The sequence below is a fragment of the Micromonospora echinospora genome, from assembly GCF_900091495.1.
GTDB lineage: Bacteria > Actinomycetota > Actinomycetes > Mycobacteriales > Micromonosporaceae > Micromonospora > Micromonospora echinospora.
Genome location: NZ_LT607413.1, coordinates 7529066 through 7542734, shown reverse-complemented (window position 1 = coordinate 7542734; position 13669 = coordinate 7529066). Strand labels below are relative to the sequence as shown.

Genomic DNA, 13669 nt, shown 5'->3' with positions numbered 1-13669 from the left:
CGGTCAGCCCTCGGCGGATCGCTTCTGGGCGGCGATGACCTTGTTCAGCCGTTCCATCCGGGTGGCCAGGCTCATCATCCCCTCCAGCCGGAACGCCGGCGGGCGACGACCGTCGACGTCGGAGAAGCCGTACCGCTCGGCGAGGTCGCCGCAGGCGAGGACCTGCCCGGATTCCTGGCGCACCGACGGGTCGGCCAGCAGGTGGGCGATCGCCCGGCCGACGTACTCGGCGGAGTGGACCACCGCCGCCGGGCCGCTGCCCAGCGCCGACCAGGCCGCCTCGACCCGCTCGGTCCGGACGAACCCGGGGTGCAGTCCGACCGACGTGATCTTCGTCTTGCGCAGGTCACCGGCCATCGCCCGGCTGAGCCGGTCGGAGGCGGCCTTGAACATGTCGTACGCCGCCTGCCCGAGGTAGGTGTCCCCGTCGGTGTAGCTGATGGTGACCAGCAGGCCGGCGTCCCGGGGGAGCATCAGCCCCACCGCGTGCCGGCTGGCGGTGAACTGCGCCCGCACCGAGGCGGCGTACGCGTCGTACCGCCACATCGGCTGCTGCCAGAACGGGGCGTCGAAGCGGGCCTCGTCGGAACGCTCGTAGCCGCTCCAGGCGTTGTTGACCAGCAGGTCGAGCCGGCCGTCCTGCTCGGTGGCGATCCGCTCGAACAGCGCGGCGACCTGCGCGTCGTCGTGGTGGTCGCAGCGCACCGCGATGCCCTGCCCGCCCCGCTTGGTCACCTCGTCGGCGGTGTCGTCGACCGTGCCGGGCAGCCCCTCGGTGCTCCCGGCGGTCCGGGTGCTGCGCCCGGTGACGTAGACCGTCGCCCCGGCGTCGCCGAGGGCCAGGGCGACGCCCCGGCCCACCCCCCGGCTGCCGCCGGTGACCACCGCGACGCTGCCGGCCAGGGCCGGCGGTTCCCACCGGCCGTCGCCGGTCGTCTGCTCGGTTGCTTCAGGCACCCTGCTCGCTCCAGTACTCGAGGCTTCGACGGTAGGCGTCCCGGTCGGAGACGTGCGGCAGGCCGTACCGGCTGCGCAGCTCGTCCAGGGAGGACGGAAGGGCCCCGCCCGCGCACGCGGTCACCTCGCTGACGTCGGCGAGGACCTCCACGTACCGGCGGGACATCGGCGGCAGGGCGTCCAGCTCCGCCGGGGTCAGCTCGTCGGGGTGCACCACCCGGGGCGGGGTGATGGTCCGGCCCCGGCGTGCGGCGTGCGCGACGCAGATCTCCACCGCCTCGTCGACGGTCATCGCCTCCTTGCCGTAGGTCACCCAGTACTCCCGGCCGTGGTCGCCCGCGTCCATCGCGGCGATCGTGGCCCGGGAGAGGGTGTCCTGCGGGACGATGTCCACCAGGTTGCCCGGGTGCGCCGGGAACACCTTCGCCCGGCCCCGGCAGATCCAGTCCGACATGAGCTGCACGATCTGCCCGCGCGAGGTCAGCCCGGTCGCCGCGTCGCCGATCAGGTTCGTCGGCCGGAAGATGACGTACGGCACGCCGGAGGTGCGCAGCAGCTCCTCGGCGGCGAGCTTCGAGCGGACGTACGCGGTGACCACGTTCGTCTCGCGCAGCGGCAACGGGGCGGAGTCGGCCAGCGCGTGCACGAACGAGGTGCTCTGGTGGTAGATCGGGGCGTCGGCCCGACGCGCCAGCTCGATCACCTCGCGGGTGCCGTCCACGTTGGTTCGCTGGTACCGCTCGGCCGGCTGCCCCCAGTCGGTCAGTCCGCCGGAGTGGATGATCGCGCCGGTGCGGGCGACCAGGTCGGCGTAGCCGTCGTCGTCGAGGCCGAGGCGCGGTCGGGACAGGTCGACCCGCAGCATCTCCACCCCGGGACCGGCCACGGTGCCGGAGTTGACCAGGCACAGGACCGGCCGACCGCCCAGCTCGCGGATGATGGATTGCCCGACCACACCGGACGCGCCGGTGAGGACGATCGTCTTGCGCCGGCTCATCCGCGCCGGTCCTTCCACTCGTAGACCCGGGAGAGCACCTGGTAACCGGCGAAGCTGATCGGCTCCGGCGGGAAGGTCGGCCGGGGCGCGTCGACCAGGGCCAGCGTCGAGTAGTCGGTCTTCTCGCCGAGGACCAGGTCGCGCAGGATCCGCCCACCGGTGTGGGTCGCGGCGATGCCGTTGCCGCAGTAGCCGTACCCGTAGTGCAGGCCGGGCCGGAGCGTGCCGAAGTGCGGCATCATGTCGCGGGTGATGTCGATGACCCCGCCGTAGGCGAACTCGAACCGCACGTCCCGCCAGGCCGGGAAGAACCGGGCGAACGACGCGGTCAGCTCCCGGTAGATCGCCGGGTTCTGCATGTGTGCCCGGTCGAACGGGCTGCACGGGTAGTAGTACGCCCGCCCGCCGGCCCACATGACCCGGTTGTCGGCGGTGAACCGGCCGCAGTGCAGGAAGGTCTTGGCCTCGACGAGGCCCTCCCGGCCGGGCCAGTGCACCCGGCCGAGCTGCTCCTCGGTGAGCGGTTCGCTGATCAGCACGTAGCTCCACATCGGCAGCACCCGCCGCTGGAACCCGGCGAAGGTGTACTGCGACGCGCTGGTCGCCAGCACCACCTGCGGCGCCCGGACCCGCCCGGCGGCGGTCACCACCGTGTGCGGCGCACCGGCGGTCGCCGCCGGCTCGACCCGCTGGACCGGCGTACGCTCGTGGATGGCCACGCCCGCCGCGCGCAGCGTCCGGGCCAGGCCCCGCGCCAGCTTGTACGGGTTGACCAGCGCCCCGCCGACCCGGACCGCCCCCTTGATCTCGGGGGAGTCGACGTAGGCGCGGGCCTCCGCCGCGTCCATGATCTTGGTGTCGCTGCCCAGCTTGAGGGCGAGCTGCCGGTCGTGCTCCAGGCGGGCGAGCTGCCCGTCGTTGAGCGCCACCATCAGGTAGTCGTTCGCCTCGTACTCGGCGTCGACCTTCTCCCGGCGGCAGAACCGACCGATCTCCAGGATGGACCGGCCGACGATCGCCGACGCCTTGCCGGCCGCCTCCGCCCCGTAGATCCGGATGAGCTGGTCCAGGTCCTTGCCGAGGGTGGGGGTGACGAAACCGTCGGCGGTGCCGGAGGCCGCGCCCCCGGCAAGTCCCGCGTCGAGCAGGTGCACGGAGAGCTCCGGGCGGGCCTTCTTCAGTGAGTACGCGGTCCACATGCCGGTGAACCCGGCACCGACGACGGCGACGTCGCAGTCGACGTCGCCGGTCAGGGCGTCCTGTGGTTCGGCGGCCTCGGTGGTCTGCCAGTAGACCTCATGTCGATAGTTCGGCACAGCACTCCAATCGCTGACCCGTCGCGCCGACGACGCCTCAGACCGCTTCGAGGACCAGTCGGGCCAGCCCGAGGTGACGACGTTCGAAGTGTCCGACGGTGGCGGAGAGGTACCGCTCGTACTCGGCGACCTGCTCCTCGCCCACCAGTTCCAGGGCCCGTTCCCGGTTGCGCTTCAGGCCGGCCAGCCACTGCGCGCAGGTCCGCGCGTAGTGGTCCGGGTCGTTGCGGACCGACACCACGTCGAAGATCCGTTCACTGGCCTGGAGGACCTCGGACAGCGCCGGGATCTCCGACTCGGTGAAGATCCGCTCGATGATGAAGAGCAGGTCGGCGACGGTCTGCCGGTCCATCCGGACGTTGTTGCCCTTGATGTTGGTCTGGATGGCGATCCGCCCACCCGGGCGCAGCCAGCCCCGGGCGCGGGTGAAGAACTCGCGGTACGCGGCGACGCGGGCCGTCCGGGTGAGTCCCTCCCGGGCGAAGTGCTCGAACGCGCCGATCGAGATGATCGCGTCGTACGGCTCGGTCGGGGTGTGGTCCAGCCAGTTCTGGACGTGCACCTCGATCCCGTCCGACGCGCGTGCCCGGACCCACTCGGCCTGCGAGTCACTGAGCGTCAGCCCGACGACCTGCTCCACCCGGTGTGCGCCCACCAGGCGCTCCATCAGACCGCCCCAGCCGCACCCGACGTCGAGCACCCGGCGCGCGCCGGTCGCCCGCGCCCCCTCGATGAGGTAGTCGAACTTGCGGAGCTGGGCTGCGTCGAGGTCGTCCTCCGGGCCCGACCACATGGCGCAGCTGTAGGCCATCGACTGACCGAGCCAGAGCGCGTAGAAGTCGTTCGAGAGGTCGTAGTGCTGCTGGATGGCGTCCATGGACGCGCCGTCGTAGCGGCCGGTGGCGGTGTCGGCCCCGGCCGCCGGGGCGTCGGCCAGCGGTGCGTGGACGGACACGGCTACGCCCGGAGCTGGGCCGTGGAGTTGGCCAGGTCGACCAGGTCACCGATGGTCTTCACGTCCGCCGCGCGGGACGGGTCGAACTCGATGTCGAGCTGGTCCTCGATGCCGTAGACGATGTCGGCCACCTGGAGGCTGGACAACCCCAGGTCGTCGAAGGCCGTCTGCGCGCCGAGCGTGGTCTCGTCGGCGTTCTTTCCACGCAGTTTCTTCTGCACCATTTCGCAGACCTGTTCAACAGTAATCACTGCGTAACTCCTCGTGCACGTGGTGTGATTGCGCTTTCGACAGCGAGGGGTGTCACTGACCGCCGCGTCGAGAATGCGTATCTCCGGCCCTCGGATGGTCGGGTCCGCTGGATCATGCCACAGTGGACGAGATCGGGCGACCCTCCATTGCTGCCTTGTGTGCCGACGATTGCCCGTGCATGATGGGCACCCTTGGGGGGACATAGGCTTCGAGGTACCGCGCGGGGGCCATACATTATGGACAGACCGTACCGGGTAGTCGATTATCTGATCAGATCGTTGCACCAAGTCGGGGTGCGTCACATATTCGGTGTCGGTGGCGCCAACATTGAGGATCTGTACGACGCGGCGCACCATTGCGACGGGGCGGTCCGCGCGGTGGTGGCGAAGCACGAGTTCTCGGCCGCCGCGATGGCCGACGGGTACGCCCGCACCACCGGCCGGCTCGCGGTGGCCGTCTCCACCTCCGGCGCGGGGGCGATGAACCTGGTCCCCGGGGTGGCCGAGGCGTACGCCTCCCGGGTGCCGCTGCTGGCCGTGGTGGGGCAGCCGCCCCGGTCACTGGAGGGTCGGGGGGCCTTCCAGGACACCAGTGGTCTGGCCGGCTCGTTCGACGCGTACCGGCTGTTCTCGACGATCAGCCGGTACTGCGCACGGGTCGACGACCCGGCGGACCTCGCCGCGGCGCTGGCCGACGCGCTCACCGCCACCCGGGCGCTGCCCGGCGGGCCGGCGGTGCTGCTGCTGCCGAAGGACGTGCAGCAGGCCGTCCTCGCCGACCCGCCCCCGATCGACGAACTGCTGACCGCCCGGCGCACGCCGGTGGCCGCCTCGGCGGCCCGCGAGCGCGCCGCCGACCGGCTGGCGGAGCTGGCCGGCGAGCCGGTGTTGGTGATCGCCGGAGACGAGGTGGCCCGCCGGGGCGCCCGCGCCGAGCTGGCCGAGTTCGTCGCCGCGCTGGACGCCCGGGTCGCCGTCGTGCCGGACGGCAAGGACGTCTTCGACAACCACGACCCCCGCTTCGTCGGGGTGGCCGGCGTGATCGGGCATCCGAGCGTCACCGACGCGCTGCGCCGGGCCCGGCTCTGCGTGCTGGTCGGCACCCGGCTGCCGGTGATGGCCCGGGGCGGGCTGGACGCCCTGCTCGCCGGCACCGAGCTGGTCTGCTTCGGGGCCGAGCCGGCCTTTTCCGACCCGGACACGCTGCACGTGGACGGCGACCTGCGCGCCGAGCTGCGGGCGGTCACCGCGCGGCTGCGCGCCGCCCGGCCGGCTCCACCGTCCCCCGCCCGCGCCGACCTGCGCTTCCTCACCGTGCCGCCGTTCGAGGGGGAGGGCATGCGGCTGCGCGACGCGGTCGAGGCGATCGGCGCGGCCGTGCCGGAGGGCGCGACCGTGATCGCCGACGCGGGCAACGCCGCCGCCGGCGTCATCCACTGGGTGGCCACCCCACGGGACGGGCGGTTCGTCGTCGCGCTGGGCATGGGCGGCATGGGGCACAGCCTCGGCGCGGGCATCGGGGCCGCCCTCGGCACCGGCGCGCGCAGTTACGTGGTGATCGGCGACGGCGGGTTCCTCATGCACGGCATGGAGATCCACACCGCGGTCGAACACGACCTGCCGGTGACGTTCGTGGTCGTCAACAACAACGCGCACGGCATGTGCGTCACCCGCGAGCAGCTCTACTACGACGACGCGTACACGTTCAACGAGTTCCGACCGACCGACCTGGCCGGCGGGATCCGGGGCATGTTCCCGACCCTGCCGGTCACCCACGCCCGTACGCCGGACGAGCTGCGGCAGGCCCTGGTCGCGCACGGGTCCACCCGGTCGCCGGCCGTGGTCTGCGTCGACGTGAGTCCGCGGGAGATCCCACCGTTCGTACCGTTCCTCAACCATCTCGACACCGTCAGTCCCCAAGGAGCACCCCATGACCAGCCCGTCGTCGCCGTTGGCTGACATCCCGAACCTGCTGCGCTGCGAGACCACCCCGCGGGAGGCGGCTCTGGCCAAGGCCGCGGAGATGACCCACGCGGTCTACCCGCACGACGCGGTGTACGGGCAGTTCTGCACCGTGCAGGACTACATCGACTGCCCGCCGGAGGACGTCTTCGACTACCTCTCGGACCTGCGCAACCTTGACGAGTGGACGTACAGCACCCGGCACTTCGAGCCGGTTCCCGGCGCCACCGACGGGCTGCACGTCGGCTGGGACACCCTGGCCGACGACACCCGCATCTACGCCAAGGTGGTCGCCAACCGGGAGTCGCTGACCGTCGACTACCACTGCGCCTGGGACCAGGGCGATGAACTGTGGATGATCTACATCAACCGGATCATCCCCGCCGAGCTGGTGCTGAAGAAGCCCGGCTCGGTGCTGGTCTGGACCAACTGCCGCCACCCGTACTACGACGACAACCCGAACAAGCACCTGGTCGCCGACCCGAACCGGGTCTGGGTGGGGGACATGTGGCCGCTGTTCTACGCCGGGCACCGCGCCGAGCTGGACAACCTCAAGGCGATCCTGGAGTACCGGCACAGCCGGGGCATCCCGGTGACCGGCCACGTGGTGCGTGAGGGAGTCTCGGCATGACCGTCCCGGTCAGCCTGGTCGAGGTCAACAGCGCCCTGCCGGAGAACCGGGTCGGCACCGACTTCTACCGCGGCGCGGACGCCGCGCTCGACGACAGCGTGATGTTCAAGTCGCCGAAGTACCGCCGGCACATGGGGCCGGACGAGACCGCGGCCGACCTGATCGTCAAGGCCGCCCGGCCGGTGCTGGACCGGGCGAAGGCGCGCGGTGACGGGCCGGTGGACCTGCTCATCACCAACGTGCTCCTGCCCGACCTGCCGTTCACCGGCGCCGGAGCGGAGGTGGCCCACCGGCTCGGCGAGCGCCCGGACTGGGTGCTCGACGTGCACAACGGCGGCTGCGTCTCCTTCGTCTACATGCTGAAGCTCGCCAAGCAGATCATGCAGTCCGGCGGGGCGAAGACCGCGCTGCTGTGCAACGTGCAGAACAGCGCCGGCCAGGTCTTCACCCAGCCGACCATCCGCACCAAGTCGCACGCGCCGGTGCCGGGCGACGGTTGCGGGGTCGGCTACCTGCGGATCGGGGACGAGTCCCCGATCATCGACGTGGAGATCCGCCAGTACGTCGAGTACGCCACCGACGTCGGCCTGGCCTTCGACGACGACCGGAAGTACTGGCAGCCCGGACAGAGCGAGATGGACGTCAGCTTCACCGAGTCCAAGGTCGCGAAGATCATCGGCCGGGGCAACCAGCTCGTCCCCGAGGTGGTCACCGCGCTCTGCGACCGGATCGGTGTCCGTACGCCGGACATCGACGTGCTGGTCACCAACCAGCCGAACCGGATGTTCCTGCGTAACTGGCGGGAGGCGTTGCAGCTCAAGCCGGAGCGGCACCTGGACACCTTCGACGAGTACGGCAACCTGTTCGGCGCCGCCGTGCCGATCACGCTGACCGAGGCCGTCCGGGACGGTCGGGTGGGCCCGGGCGACCTGCTGGTCCTCGCCGGCTTCGCGCACGCCGGGGACATGGCCGGCGCCGCCGCCATCCGCTGGCGGGCCGGCGGCTGACCGCCGGCCGGCTCCGACGACGAAGCCGGGGTGGGGAGACGATCCCCACCCCGGCTTCGTCGGTCTCCGGGCACCGGCCTCAGCGGACGGCGACCCGGGCCAGCGGACGCCACGCGTCGGACGCCAGCAGCGCCCGGCACCGGAACCGCTGGATCTTGCCGCTGGGCGTCTTCGGCAGGGTGCCCTTCTCCAGGAAGACGCACTCGGCCAGCGGCACCCCGGCCTTGGTCATCGCGATCGCCGCCGCCTCGTCGGCGAAGGCCCGGTAGTCGTTGCTGCGGCTCTTCAGCTCCACGAGCAGCACCAACTCGCTCCGGCCGTCCTCGGCGACGTCGACGATCACCGCGCAGCCCTTGCGGACCGTCTCCAGCCCGTCGATCGTGCTCTCGATCTCCCGCGCGTAGACGTTGCGCCCGCCGACCTGGAGCAGGTCGTCGGAGCGACCCACCACGTACAGCTCCCCGTCGTGCAGGAAGCCCAGGTCGCCGGTGCGCAGCCGGCCGTCGACGAACCGCGCCGCGGTGCGCTCCGGGTCGGCGAAGTAGCCACCGGCCAGGCTCGGCGAGGCGATGCGGATCTCGGAGAGGCGACCCGGTTCGGCGACGTCCACCTCGACCCCGTCACACGGCCGGCCGGTGGAGACCACGCGGGTCGCCGCCGGGTCGTCCGCCGCGCACACCACCACCTCGCCGTCGGCGAGCCGGTTGCCGTCGACGTCGAGGAAGCGCGGAGCCTCGTCGTGCGGGCAGGCCGTGACCGCCAGAGTCGCCTCGGCCAGCCCGTACGCCGGCATCAGCGCCTCCTCCCGGAGCCCGTGCGGACCGAACGCGGCCACCGTGCGCCGCAGCGCCTCCCACTCCACCCGCTCCGCCCCGACCACGCAGACCCGCAGCCGCAGCGGGGCGGCCAGCGCGCCGCTGCCCTGCCCCCGGGCGGCCAGGTGCAGCGCGGTGCTGGTGCCGGCGGTCATGGTCGCGCCGTACTCGGCCATGTCCCGGAACCAGGTCCGGGGCGACATCATGAACCGCTCCGGGGTGGACAGCACCAGCCCGAAGTCGTGCGCCCAGGCGTAGAGCAGGCAGCCGAACATGCCCATGTCGTGGGAGAGCGGCAGCCAGGAGGCGACCGTCTCCTCGCCGGGCACCCCGCCGGCCATGGCCAGGATCATCTCCAGCTGCCGGCCGATGGCCCGGGTGGTCAGCGCGCACCCCTTGGGGACGCTGGTGCTGCCCGAGGAGTACTGCACGAACGCCAGCCCGTCGGCCTCCGGCGGGGTCTCGTCGATCCGGCCGTCACCGGCCAGCGACTGCCAGGACCGCACCGCCAGTCGACGGTGCAACGACTCGGGCAGCAGCGGGGCCAGCTTCTCGTCGGCCAGCAGCACCGGCGCGTCGAGGTTGGCGACCAGGGTCTCCAGGTGCCCGGCGTACTCCTGCCGGTCCATGCCCCGAGTGGGCACCGGCAGCGACGCGACGGCCCCGCCGGCCAACCAGACCCCGAGCAGGCCACGGACCGCCTCCGGGGAATTGTCCAGGATGGCGGCCACCTGCCGGCCGGGCCGCACCCCGGCGCGGCGGAGGGTGGCCGCCGCGCCCCGGGCGTCGGCGACCACCTCCGGCCACGGTGTCGCGGTGAATCCGTTGCCGGCCCAGGCGTGCAACCGGCCCCGGCCCCCGGTTCCGGTCAGTCGCTCCCACAGCTGCACGGCGTCCCCCTCCGGGTCGGCTCGGCGGTCGGTGTCCTCATTCGACGTCGGTGACCGAGACCAGGTCGGCCGCGGACCGACGCTCGGACAGCGGCGGGGCCGCCGGTGCGGTCAGCAGCTCCTCGGCCGTGGTGGCCGGGGTCCGGTCCGCCTTGACGTTGGCGACCAGGCTCACCCCGCCCTCGCGCATGGCCAGTCGCTCCGGGTCGATCCGGATCACGTGGGTGGCCAGGCCGACCTTCTCCAGCGACCAGATGAAGACGGCGCTGATGTCCACCTCCCACCACTTCATGCCGTGCCGGGCCGAGCGGGGGAAGGCGTGGTGGTTGTTGTGCCACGCCTCGCCGAACGAGGGGATGGCCAGCCAGGCCACGTTGCGGGAGTGGTCCAGGGTGCCGAACCGGCGCCGGCCGAAGTAGTGCCCGACCGAGTTGACCGCGTAGGTCATGTGGTTGACCAGGAACAGCCGGACCAGACCACCCCAGAGCGCGCCGGTCAGCGCGCCGGTCAGCGTGCCGGTGAGGGCGAGCCCGATCAGGCCGGGCAGCACGATGCCGGCGGTTACGACCAGCACGAACTTCTCGCTGATCCAGCGCAGGGCCTTGTCGCGGACCAGGTCCGGGCAGTAGCGCATCGGCTCCGAGCGCAGGTCGACGTCGAACAGCCAGCCCAGGTGGGCGTGCCACAGCCCCCGGAGGATGCCCTTGACGCCGGGCTCGAAGCCCAGGTGCGGGCTGTGCGGGTCGCCCTCGCGGTCGGCGACCCGGTGGTGCCGCCGGTGGTGCGCGGCCCAGATGATCGGCGGGCCCTGTCCGGCCATCGCCCCGGCCGTGGCCAGGGCGAGGTAGATCGGCCGGGTGGTCCGGAACGCCCGGTGCGTCAGCAGCCGGTGGTAGCCGGTGGAGATGCCGAAGGCGCAGATCGTGTACATGACCACCAGGGCCACGAGATCCGACCAGCCGAACAGCCTGTTCCAGAGCAGGACCATCGCCACCATGACGCCGATCAGCGGCGCCACGGAGGCGGTCAGGATGAACCAGCGGTGCTCTCTGCCGTCCATGTACCTACCTCTTGGTCTATGGGTTCGAGCGGTGTGATCACGGCGCGTCCGGCGTTCCGCCGACTCGGCCGGATGGCGGGCGAGTGCCGGTGCCGGCCTCTCGCCGACGGCGCGGTGGAACGGACGGAACCGGGGCGGAAATGTGACCGCCGGGCGTGGCGGATCGCCACTCCGGACGACCATAAGTGTCGACCGGACTACGGAGTGTCATGCGCGCTGTCATCCGACGGCCCCCCGACACGGCTCGCGCGGCAAACAGGTACCGCACTTTATCGAAAGTGGATCGTATATACCATGGCTTGCGGAGTAATCGGTCCACTCTGGACCTGCCAATCCACGTCTGATCCGTCCGATTGAATATGTGCTGCCAGAAACGTAGACCTACGACGCAATCAGGCGGACCCGGTCCACTGGCGACACACGAGTCAGGGCAAAGGGGATTGTGACGCCGGCAAGGGTCAATAGCTGATACGGTCGGCATGCGTTCGGTGCCGTCGCAGCAAGGAGACGAACATGTCCAGTCAGCCAGCCGTCGGACTTCCCTCCGGTCACCTCACGATGCGGCTCGCGCACCGGGCGATGTTGCGTGACCTGGGTCGTATCTCGGCTACGGCCACGGGCCTGTCCCGCGCGCCCGATCCGGCGCGCGCGGCGGCCCTGACCGACTACGCCGACCGGATCCTCCAGATCATCGAGCACCACCACGAGGGCGAGGACGAGTTCTTCTGGCCGATGCTGCGGGAACGCGGGGCCGGCGAGGACGTGCTCACCCTGATGACCGAGGAACACGCCGAGCTGCTCGGCCACCTTAAGGACGTCCGGGGGCGGCTGGTCGCCCTCGACCGCGCCCCCACCTCCGCCTGGGCCGAGTTCGGCGCGGCGGTGCAGCGGCTGCGCGACTCGCTCGCCGCGCACTGCGCCGACGAGGAGCACGAGTTGACCGACCGGCTGGCCCCGGCCCTGGACGCCTCCGCGTGGAGCCGCTTCGAGCGCAACATGCTCAAGACCGCGCCGAAGTGGACGCTCGGCTTCATGCCGCCCTGGCTGGACTCGGTGGCCGAACCGGACGAGCGGGCGGGTGTGCCGGCCCGCCCGGTGGCCAAGCTCATGGCCGGCTCGCTGCGCCGCCGCCAGCAGCGCGCCTTCGGTGACTGACCCGCGCCGGAGAAGACCCCGCGAGCCGACCGGGCAGCTCCGAGCGACCGTCCGGTCGGCCACCGCCGGCCAATCCGACGGCCATCCGCGCCCCACCACCCCGGCTCCGGCCGGTGCCGTCCCGACCGCCCGGGCAACGGGCGGGACCCCCACCACCCACTGAGCACTGCTGAGGAGTCGTGATGGTGCAAGCCGCCGTGCCCGAACGGGACCAGACGTTGAGCCGGGGGCGGGTCGCGCTCCTGCTCGCCATCACCTGCGGCGCCCAACTGCTCGTCATCTTCGACGAGACGGTGGTCAACCTGGCCCTGCCGTCGATCCGGACCGACCTGGAGTTCAGCACCTCCTCGCTGGCCTGGGTGGTCGACGCGTACATGCTGCTCTTCGGTGGCTTCCTGCTGCTCGGCGGCCGGGGCGCGGACCTGTTCGGCCGGCAGCGGATGTTCCTCGTCGGGCTGGTCGTCTTCGTCGGCGCGTCGCTGGCCGGTGGGCTCGCCCAGTCCGACACCGCGCTGATCGTCGCCCGGGGCGTGCAGGGCTTCGGTGCGGCGCTGCTCAGTCCGGCGGCGCTGAGCATCCTGGTCAGCGCCTTCACCAACGCCGACCAGCGGGGCAAGGCGCTCGGCGTCTGGGGTGGCCTCTCCGGCATCGCCGGCACCACCGGCGTGCTCCTCGGCGGTCTGATCACCGACACCATCGGCTGGCGCTGGGTCTTCTTCATCAACGTCCCGGTCGGCGCGGTGCTGCTCGCGCTCGCCCTGACCGGCCTGCGGGGCGGTGTCGACCTGGACGCGGCGACCGGTCCGCGCCGGCTGGACGGCTTCGGCGCGGCCACCATCACCGGTGGTCTGCTGCTGCTCGTCTACACCATGCTCAACACCTCGCACCGGGCGTGGAGCGACCCGCTGACCATCGGTGGCCTGGCCGGCGCGGTGGTGCTGATCGCGATCTTCGTGTGGTGGGAGAAGCGCGCTCCGGAGCCGCTGCTGCGCCTCGGCATCCTGGCCAACCGGCAGATCGCGGTGGCCAACATCCTCACCGTGCTGGCCGCCTCGGCGCTCTACGGCACCTTCTTCTTCCTCAGCCTCTACATGCAGGTGATCAACGGCTGGTCGCCGATCCGGGCCGGCCTGTCCTGGGCCCCACTCGGCCTCACCATGGCGGTCTTCGCCGGGGCGGCCATGCAGCTCACCCCGAAGCTGGGCACCCGGAACCTGATCATGGTAGGTCTGGCGCTGGTCGGCGTCGGCCAGCTTCTGCTGCTGCGCAGCACCGTCGACGGCTCGTACGTCAGCGAACTCCTCCCCACCCTGATCCTCTCCGGCGCGGGCTTCGGCCTGGCCCTGGTGCCCCTGGTGGTCGCGGCGGTCAGCGGCGTCGCCCGGGAGGAGAGCGGCATCGCCTCCGGCCTGATGAACACCGCCCAGCAGGTGGGTGGCGCGGTCGGCCTCGCGGTCCTGGTCACCGTCGCCAACGAACGGCTCTCCGGCCGGATCGGGGAGGGCGCCCAGAACCCGTCCGTGCTGCTCGACGGCCTGCACGCGGCCTTCCTGGTGGCGGCGATCCTGACCGCGGTCGCCGTGCTGGCCACCTTCGTGCTGCCCAGCACCCGCGCCAAGGTCGACATGGCGGCGATCCACGGCGGCTGAACCACCACTCACGGACCCGACGCG

General features: G+C 71.7%; 12 protein-coding genes. 5 read left to right on the top strand and 7 right to left on the bottom strand.

Translation table 11 applies throughout. The annotated features are described in order from the left end of the window. Positions 1-3 precede the first annotated feature (3 nt). From GA0070618_RS35275 to GA0070618_RS32055, 5 genes are read right to left on the bottom strand one after another with little or no spacing between them, the layout of a single operon-like run. Positions 4-957, bottom strand: coding sequence for an SDR family NAD(P)-dependent oxidoreductase (locus GA0070618_RS35275; RefSeq protein ID WP_088984985.1), 954 nt, complete (start codon positions 955-957; stop codon positions 4-6). Further along, positions 950-1954, bottom strand: a complete 1005-nt coding sequence (locus GA0070618_RS32070) for an SDR family oxidoreductase (protein ID WP_088984984.1) — start codon at positions 1952-1954, stop codon at positions 950-952. Before GA0070618_RS32070 ends, GA0070618_RS35275 begins: the two co-directional genes overlap by 8 nt. Next, entirely contained in the window at positions 1951-3270 is a 1320-nt protein-coding gene (locus GA0070618_RS32065; protein ID WP_088984983.1) for an NAD(P)/FAD-dependent oxidoreductase, read from the bottom strand. Before GA0070618_RS32065 ends, GA0070618_RS32070 begins: the two co-directional genes overlap by 4 nt. 37 nt (positions 3271-3307) lie before the next feature. Continuing rightward, the gene (locus GA0070618_RS32060) at positions 3308-4225 is read right to left on the bottom strand and encodes an SAM-dependent methyltransferase (protein ID WP_231931532.1); all 918 of its coding nucleotides are present in this window, start codon (positions 4223-4225) and stop codon (positions 3308-3310) included. Between the two features lie 2 nt (positions 4226-4227). Next, the gene (locus tag GA0070618_RS32055) at positions 4228-4449 is read right to left on the bottom strand and encodes an acyl carrier protein (RefSeq protein WP_197701695.1); all 222 of its coding nucleotides are present in this window, start codon (positions 4447-4449) and stop codon (positions 4228-4230) included. A 264-nt stretch (positions 4450-4713) separates the two neighbouring features. Here GA0070618_RS32055 and GA0070618_RS32050 point away from each other — a divergent pair, with 264 nt between their 5' ends. The 3 genes from GA0070618_RS32050 to GA0070618_RS32040 are packed head-to-tail and all read left to right on the top strand — an operon-like array spanning position 4714 to position 8076. Next, positions 4714-6435: a thiamine pyrophosphate-binding protein gene (locus GA0070618_RS32050; protein WP_088984981.1), complete on the top strand. Its 1722-nt coding sequence runs from the start codon at positions 4714-4716 to the stop codon at positions 6433-6435. Next, positions 6407-7069, top strand: a complete 663-nt coding sequence (locus tag GA0070618_RS32045) for an SRPBCC family protein (RefSeq protein WP_088984980.1) — start codon at positions 6407-6409, stop codon at positions 7067-7069. The genes GA0070618_RS32050 and GA0070618_RS32045 overlap by 29 nt, the downstream gene beginning before the upstream one ends. Further along, entirely contained in the window at positions 7066-8076 is a 1011-nt protein-coding gene (locus tag GA0070618_RS32040; RefSeq protein WP_088984979.1) for a 3-oxoacyl-ACP synthase III family protein, read from the top strand. Before GA0070618_RS32045 ends, GA0070618_RS32040 begins: the two co-directional genes overlap by 4 nt. A 79-nt stretch (positions 8077-8155) precedes the next feature. Here GA0070618_RS32040 and GA0070618_RS32035 read toward each other — a convergent pair whose 3' ends face one another. Next, the gene (locus tag GA0070618_RS32035) at positions 8156-9781 is read right to left on the bottom strand and encodes an AMP-binding protein (protein ID WP_088984978.1); all 1626 of its coding nucleotides are present in this window, start codon (positions 9779-9781) and stop codon (positions 8156-8158) included. Between the two features lie 37 nt (positions 9782-9818). After that, positions 9819-10841, bottom strand: a complete 1023-nt coding sequence (locus GA0070618_RS32030; RefSeq protein WP_088984977.1) for an acyl-CoA desaturase — start codon at positions 10839-10841, stop codon at positions 9819-9821. A 513-nt stretch (positions 10842-11354) separates the two neighbouring features. On the opposite strand from GA0070618_RS32030, the gene GA0070618_RS32025 reads away from it, so the two are divergent. Both GA0070618_RS32025 and GA0070618_RS32020 read left to right on the top strand, forming a co-directional pair. After that, positions 11355-11996 carry a hemerythrin domain-containing protein gene (locus tag GA0070618_RS32025; protein WP_231931531.1) on the top strand — a complete coding sequence of 214 codons (642 nt, stop codon included), beginning with the start codon at positions 11355-11357 and terminating at the stop codon, positions 11994-11996. A gap of 182 nt (positions 11997-12178) precedes the next feature. Next, entirely contained in the window at positions 12179-13645 is a 1467-nt protein-coding gene (locus GA0070618_RS32020) for an MFS transporter (protein ID WP_088984975.1), read from the top strand. The last annotated feature ends 24 nt before the right edge of the window (positions 13646-13669 follow it).

Bases quoted from the DNA above. Each gene is read 5' to 3' on its own strand.
- GA0070618_RS32020 (WP_088984975.1), top strand. From the start codon at position 12,179: ATGGTGCAAGCCGCCGTGCCCGAACGGGACCAGACGTTGAGCCGGGGG.
- GA0070618_RS32070 (WP_088984984.1), bottom strand. From the start codon at position 1,954: ATGAGCCGGCGCAAGACGATCGTCCTCACCGGCGCGTCCGGTGTGGTC.
- GA0070618_RS32045 (WP_088984980.1), top strand. From the start codon at position 6,407: ATGACCAGCCCGTCGTCGCCGTTGGCTGACATCCCGAACCTGCTGCGC.
- GA0070618_RS32055 (WP_197701695.1), bottom strand. From the start codon at position 4,449: ATGGTGCAGAAGAAACTGCGTGGAAAGAACGCCGACGAGACCACGCTC.
- GA0070618_RS32030 (WP_088984977.1), bottom strand. From the start codon at position 10,841: ATGGACGGCAGAGAGCACCGCTGGTTCATCCTGACCGCCTCCGTGGCG.
- GA0070618_RS32025 (WP_231931531.1), top strand. From the start codon at position 11,355: ATGTCCAGTCAGCCAGCCGTCGGACTTCCCTCCGGTCACCTCACGATG.
- GA0070618_RS32040 (WP_088984979.1), top strand. From the start codon at position 7,066: ATGACCGTCCCGGTCAGCCTGGTCGAGGTCAACAGCGCCCTGCCGGAG.
- GA0070618_RS32050 (WP_088984981.1), top strand. From the start codon at position 4,714: ATGGACAGACCGTACCGGGTAGTCGATTATCTGATCAGATCGTTGCAC.